The 5,844-nt window shown below is 58.0% G+C and carries 8 protein-coding genes; all 8 read left to right on the top strand.

Translation table 11 applies throughout. The features are described 5' to 3' along the window. Nucleotides 1-632, top strand: a 632-nt coding sequence (gene fliN, locus QZ326_RS10870; protein ID WP_295745074.1) for a flagellar motor switch protein FliN, incomplete at its 5' end; no start/stop codon positions are given. Nucleotides 633-699: 67 nt separating this feature from the next. Then, on the top strand, nucleotides 700-1,068 hold the full coding sequence (locus tag QZ326_RS10865; protein ID WP_293282689.1) for a response regulator: 369 nt from the start codon (nucleotides 700-702) through the stop codon (nucleotides 1,066-1,068). Nucleotides 1,069-1,094: 26 nt separating this feature from the next. Next, on the top strand, nucleotides 1,095-1,472 hold the full coding sequence (locus QZ326_RS10860) for a flagellar biosynthetic protein FliO (RefSeq protein WP_295745070.1): 378 nt from the start codon (nucleotides 1,095-1,097) through the stop codon (nucleotides 1,470-1,472). A gap of 5 nt (nucleotides 1,473-1,477) precedes the next feature. Beyond that, nucleotides 1,478-2,152, top strand: a complete 675-nt coding sequence (gene fliP / locus QZ326_RS10855) for a flagellar type III secretion system pore protein FliP (protein WP_297980698.1) — start codon at nucleotides 1,478-1,480, stop codon at nucleotides 2,150-2,152. A 41-nt stretch (nucleotides 2,153-2,193) separates the two neighbouring features. Further along, on the top strand, nucleotides 2,194-2,454 hold the full coding sequence (gene fliQ / locus QZ326_RS10850; protein WP_295745068.1) for a flagellar biosynthesis protein FliQ: 261 nt from the start codon (nucleotides 2,194-2,196) through the stop codon (nucleotides 2,452-2,454). Nucleotides 2,455-2,467: 13 nt separating this feature from the next. Beyond that, nucleotides 2,468-3,232, top strand: coding sequence for a flagellar biosynthetic protein FliR (locus tag QZ326_RS10845; protein WP_295745066.1), 765 nt, complete (start codon nucleotides 2,468-2,470; stop codon nucleotides 3,230-3,232). Nucleotides 3,233-3,278: 46 nt separating this feature from the next. Next, on the top strand, nucleotides 3,279-4,346 hold the full coding sequence (flhB, locus tag QZ326_RS10840; RefSeq protein ID WP_295745064.1) for a flagellar biosynthesis protein FlhB: 1,068 nt from the start codon (nucleotides 3,279-3,281) through the stop codon (nucleotides 4,344-4,346). Between the two features lie 85 nt (nucleotides 4,347-4,431). Beyond that, nucleotides 4,432-5,844: flagellar biosynthesis protein FlhA (locus QZ326_RS10835; RefSeq protein WP_295745062.1), on the top strand; the 1,413-nt coding region annotated here is incomplete at its 3' end.

Raw genomic sequence — 5,844 nt, 5'->3', positions numbered from 1 at the left:
CCCCCGCGGAGGAGCCCTCCGGCGGCAGCAGCCGGATGATGAGTCAGGAGGAGATTGAGCGGATGATGGCAGGCGGCGGAACCGCCACGCCTGCGCCCGCCCCGGCTCCCGCTCCTCAGCCTGCGCCGCCTCCCCAGCCTGCGCCCCAGCCGGCCCCCGCAGCCCAGCCTGCTCCGGGCGCTCAGCCTGCGACAGCGGCGGATCTGGGGAGTATGATGGCAGCTATGATGACCGCCATGACAACGGCCATGGCCAACAATGCCCCCGTCCAGGCCGCCGCACAGCAGAAGCCGGAACCGAAGATCATCGCTACCAAGCCTGTTGCCATGAAGGAGATGGACGTGGAGGAGGTCCTGGGCAAGGAACAGGCCCAGAATCTGGATCTCATTATGGAGGTGCCCCTGCAGGTGTCGGTGGAGATTGGCCGCACCCAGCGGAAGGTACAGGAGATTCTGGCTTTCTCTAAGGGCTCTTTGGTAGTGCTGGATAAGCTGGCCGGTGACCAAGTGGACCTGTTCGTCAATGGCAAGTGCATTGCCCGGGGCGATGTGGTGGTGATCGATGACAATTTTGGCGTTCGGGTTACGGAGATTGTGCAGAACCCTGGTTTTGAACTTCCTAAGAAGAAATAAGACGCAGATACAGGGATAATCATACGAAATATGCAAATCAATAAGATTGAAAAGGATGGATACGACAATGGCTAAAAAGATTTTGTTGGTGGACGATGCCGCATTCATGCGGAAGATGATCAAGGACACCCTGAGCAAGAACGGGTATACCGAGCTCTTTGAGGCTGTGGACGGCGCCGACGCGGTGGAGAAATTCGGTGAGATTGGCCCGGACCTGGTGATCATGGACATCACGATGCCCAATATGGATGGCCTGGAGGCGCTGAAGGCTATCCGCGCCAAGGACAGCGGCGCCAACGTGGTCATGTGCTCCGCCATGGGCCAGGAGAGCATGGTCATGGACGCGGTGCGCTCCGGCGCCAAGGACTTCATTGTCAAGCCCTTTAAGCCTGACCGGGTGCTGAAGACTGTGACCAACATCCTGGGTGAGCCCTGATTAAAATGTTGGGAGATAATCCCGAAATGTTGGAGGGAAATCCCATCTTTTCCCTGTTGTGGATGGTTGTCAGCGTCATTGTGATCATCGGCTTGGCCTACTGGTTTACCAAGTACGTGGCAGGCCGGGGAGGCTTGGGCGTCTTCGGCCCGCTGAAGGCGGGAGGGGGGCTTGCAATCCTGGCCCAGCTGCCGCTGGGACGGGAGCAGAAGCTCGTGGTGGCTCAGGCGGGAGAGCGATATTTTCTCCTGGGAGTTACCGGCTCGGACATCACTATGCTGGCGGAGTTTACAGCGGAGGAGGCCGCCCTTTGGCGGAGGCAAGCGGAGACGGAGGATCAGAGCGGGACACCCAGCTTCCGCCAGGTGCTGAATACGGTTTTGCGCCAGAAAGGGCGGAGGTGAGGGAATTGCTGCCAGAGGGTCTGATCAGTATCAACGGCGACAGCGTACAGGTTCTGGAGGTTTTGTTCCTGACTACCATGATTACGCTGCTGCCGTCGCTTCTGGTGATGATGACCTCCTTTGCCCGGTATATCATCTCCTTTTCTTTCCTGCGCACGGCCATGGGCACCCAGCAGACACCGCCCAACATGGTGCTGGTGGGACTGGCGCTGATCCTGACTTATTTCACCATGGCCCCTACCTTTTCCCAGATCAAGACCGAGGCCTATGACCCCTATGTGGCGGAGGAGATCAGCCAGGAGGAGTTTCTGGACCTGGCCTCTGTTCCGCTGAAGGACTTCATGATCCGCAACACCCGGGAGAACACCATGCGGATGTTCTGCGACCTGGCACATGTGGACACGCCGGATACCATCGATGAGGCTACGGCTATGGAGCTGCCCATGCGGATTATCATCCCCTCATTTATGACCACGGAGCTCCAGCGGGCCTTTACCATCGGACTGCTGCTGTATATCCCCTTTATGCTGATCGACATTGTGGTCTCCTGTACGCTGATGTCCATGGGTATGATCATGCTGCCGCCGTCTATGATCTCCGCGCCGTTTAAGTTGCTGCTGTTTGTGTCGCTGAACGGATGGGAGCTTCTGTTTTCACAGCTGGTAGTGGGATTCAACTAGGGCGTGTGCCCGATGGAGACCGGAGAAGGGAGGTCTGAGAGATGGATGCAGCCGCTGTGTCAGATCTGATGCGGGACGCCGTCGGCCTGGTTATCAAGCTGGGCGGCCCCATGCTGGTGCTGAGTATGCTGGTGGGCGTGGTGGTGGCCATTTTTCAGGCTGTCACCCAGATCCATGAGCAGACCATCGGCTTCATTCTCAAGGTGAGCGTCATTGTCACCGTCCTTTTGCTGGGCGGAGGTTGGATGCTGGAGTCCCTGCAGGAGTATACCAGGGAGATTTTTGCCCTGATCGGCTCCTGACGGAGTTGGCCGTATGATCGATTGGGCCGAGCTGACGCTCTTTTTGTATATCACAGCCCGTATAAGCGGATTTGTGCTGTTCAACCCTGTCCTGGGCCGGCGGAATATCCCGGGAATTTTTCGCAGCGGATTTGTGCTGGTGCTGTCGGTGTTTGTGATCTCTTTCACGGCGCCGGTCACAGTACGGACTCCAGGCAGCATTATCGAAATGGCATTTTGCATTTTGCTGGAGATGGCGCTGGGATATCTGCTGGGGCTGGTGATGAATTTTTTCTTCTATATTCCGCAGCTGGCGGGCCATGCCATTGACACCCAGATGGGCATGACCATGAATCAAGTCTATGACGCCAGCGCCCAGGCCAATCTGTCGGTAAGCAGTATGCTGCTCAACACGCTGATGACGCTGCTGTTTTTCGCCGCAGGAGGCCACCACACCCTGCTGCGGCTGATGCTGACTTCCCATGAGGTGGTGCCCTTCGGCACTGTTACACTGGGAACAGATGCGGCCAACGCCATGCTGGAACTCTTTGTGGAGTGCACTGTGCTGGCAGTGAAGCTGTGCATGCCTATTCTGGCAGCGGAGCTGCTGGGACAGCTGGGCATGGGGGTTTTGATGAAGGTTATCCCGCAGATCAATGTGTTTTCCATCAATATCGAGCTGAAAGTGATTATCGGTTTGGCATTGCTTCTTCTGCTGATGGCACCGTTCAGCGAATACCTGCTGGAGGCGGAGATGGCCATGCTGGACAGCATGCACACTCTGCTGGGCCTCCTTTAGAAGGAGCCCCGGCGGGAAACGACAGGGCCTTAAGGGGGGATGACCGTTGGCCGAAGGTTCCAAAACCGAAAAGGCGACACCTAAAAAACGGCGGGACGAACGAAAAAAAGGCAACGTCTTCCTTAGCCAGGACGCAGTGTCAGTGACGACGCTGCTGGGCTCCTGTGTGGCGTTGTGGCTGCTGGCCGGCAATATCGTCCGCGAGGTGGCCGACTTTATGATTGCGTGCCTGACGGCCTGCGGGGGAAGCCTCCCGGTAGGGGATCAGGTGGCAGAGCTGGAGCACCAGGGGCTTATGCTGCTGGTGCGGGCCGTTCTGCCGCTGCTGCTGGTCACTGCCATCTGCGCCATTATGGCTACCTTTGCGCAGACAAGACTGTTGGTCAGCGGCGAGCTGCTGCGGCCAAAGTTCAGCCGGATCAGCCCCTTACAGGGACTCAAGCGGCTGTTCTCCCTGAAGAGCGTGATTGACGCACTGAAGGGCATTATTAAAATTATTTTGCTGCTGGTGATTATCTACATCAGCCTGAAGGATATGGTCCAGGAGAGTTACAAGTATCTCTATACGGACCTGCAGGCGGCCTGCATGCACCTCTTTGACAGCGCCAAGGGTATGGTGATTCGAATTGCCATTGCCTTTATTGCTGTGGCTGCGCTGGACTTTATGTACCAATGGTGGGACTACGAGCGGCAGCTGAAAATGAGCAAGCAGGAAATTAAAGAAGAGTATAAACAGACGGAAGGCGATCCCCAGGTCAAGGGAAAGATCAAGCAGATCCAGCGGGAGCGGGCTCAGCGGCGGATGATGCAGCAAGTGCCCTCTGCCGATGTGGTTATCCGAAACCCCACCCACTTTGCGGTGGCGCTGCGGTATAAGCCGGAGCAGGATGCCGCGCCTATTGTCCTGGCCAAGGGACAGGATGAGCTGGCTCTGCGGATTGTGAAGACCGCCGAGGAGCACAACGTGGCAGTGATCGAAAACGTGCCCCTGGCCCGTTCCCTCTACGCCTCCACGGAGCTGGATCAGGAGATTCCCCCGGAGCTCTACGGCCCGGTGGCGGAGGTGCTGGTCTACATCTTCCGGCTGGATAAAGATAAACGACTGGTAAAATAACGGGGCCGTCTCGCCGCAGGGCGGGAAGGCCGGGCGTGAGGCCCGGCGGCAGAAAGGAACTTACGGAGCGGGAGGTGACCGGCGCGTGAAGCGGATACTGAACAATGCAATATCCCTTGGCGTCGTGATTATCGTTCTGTTTTTGATCATCCCGCTGCCAACCCAGCTTTTAGACTTTCTGCTGATTATCAATATCGGCCTTTCGATCATGATTCTCATGATCACCATGAATATCTCGGACGCGCTGGAGTTTTCCATCTTCCCGTCCCTGCTGCTGATCACCACGCTGTTCCGATTGGGACTGAACGTGTCCACCACCCGGCAGATTCTCTGGCACGGCTATGCCGGCGAGGTCATCCAGAACTTCGGCAATCTGATCACCGGCGGCAATATCATCATTGGCGTGGTTATCTTCCTTATCATCGTGCTGGTGCAGTTTATTGTCATCACCAAGGGCGCCGAGCGCGTGGCCGAGGTGGCCGCCCGCTTTACGCTGGACGCCATGCCCGGCAAGCAGATGGCTATTGACGCAGACCTCTCCTCCGGTCTCATTGATGAGCAGGGGGCCCGGGACCGGCGGAACAAGATCCAGAAGGAGGCCGATTTCTACGGCGCCATGGACGGCGCCACCAAGATCGTCAAGGGCGACGCGGTTATGTCGCTTCTGATCACCATGATCAACTTCCTGGGCGGCGTGCTCATTGAGATTCTCATAAACCACGGCGAATTTACCACCGCCCTGACCCGCTATTCCATTGTCACCATCGGCGACGGCCTGGTGTCCCAGCTGCCTGCGCTGATGATCTCCACCGCCACCGGTATGATTGTCACCCGGTCGGTGTCCGAGGGCAGTCTGAACAAGGATGTCCTCAAGCAGTTCAAGGCCCAGCCGAGAGCCATTATGACCACCGGCATTATCCTGTGGTTTTTGGCGGCAATCCCCAATACGCCCCATCTGGCCCTGGCCCTGGGCGGCGGCGTGCTGGTGGGCGGCGGCGTGTTTATCAGCCGCCGTATGGAGCAGGAGCGCCTCGCAGAGGAGGCCGCCGCTCAAAGTGCGGAGATCCAGCCGGAGGCCGCGGCCCCCAGCGAGACCGACTATTACAAGGACATCAACAACGTCTACTCCCTGCTGTCTGTGGAGCCCGTGGAGATGGAGTTCGGATACAGTCTGATCCCCATGGTGGACGAGAGCCACGGCGGCAAGCTCATCAGCCGCATCGTCATCTTCCGGCGGCAGTACGCCCAGGATATGGGCTTCGTCTTTCCCTCTATCCGCCTCCATGACGCCTCGTCCCTGGGAACGAACCAGTATGTCATTCGCATCCGGGGCGAGGAGGTTGCCCGGGGCGAGATCCTGGTGGACTATTACCTGGCCTTGGAGCCGGCCAATCCTCTGGGAGAGGTGGACGGCATTGAGACCATCGAGCCCGCCTACGGCATTCCCTCCCGGTGGATTCTGCCGGAGAACAAGGAGATGGCGGAGATCTACGGCTAC

This window comes from uncultured Oscillibacter sp. (assembly GCF_910587525.1).
In the GTDB taxonomy this organism is placed as follows: Bacteria; Bacillota; Clostridia; order Oscillospirales; family Oscillospiraceae; genus Oscillibacter.
The sequence above is the reverse complement of the archived record's forward strand: the minus strand, read 5'-3'. Positions and strand labels throughout refer to the sequence as shown.